Here is a 282-nt window from a genome sequence, read left to right as displayed (position 1 = left end):
CGGCTGCGGCGGCGTCCGCCACGCTTGCCCCGGCGGCGCTTCTTCCGGCCGTTCTGGTCGCCGTTGTCGGAGGCGAAGTCGCCACCTTCCTCGTCGCCCTCATCGTCCTCATCCGACTCGTCGGTCTGGTCGCCGTGCGCGTCGAGTTCGGCGTTTTCGAAATCGCCGGGCTGGGAGACCGTGCCTTCGGACTCCGCGTCTTCCGCGTCGCCGTCCTCGGCTTCGCCGTCGCTCTCGCCGTCGCCGGCTTCCTGGCCGCGGTTCTCGAAATCCTCGCGCTCA

At 70.2% G+C, this 282-nt stretch carries 1 protein-coding gene; it reads right to left on the bottom strand.

Annotation, left to right across the window (positions count from 1 at the left end; genetic code table 11):
* Nucleotides 1-282, bottom strand: a 282-nt coding sequence (locus JT719_RS24670; protein WP_207436435.1) for a hypothetical protein, incomplete at both ends; no start/stop codon positions are given.

It is taken from the genome of Sabulibacter ruber, from assembly GCF_017355955.1.
Classification (GTDB): Bacteria; Bacteroidota; Bacteroidia; order Cytophagales; family Hymenobacteraceae; genus Nibribacter; species Nibribacter ruber_A.
Note: the sequence above shows the minus strand (reverse complement) of the source record. Positions and strands in the feature narration are given on the sequence as shown.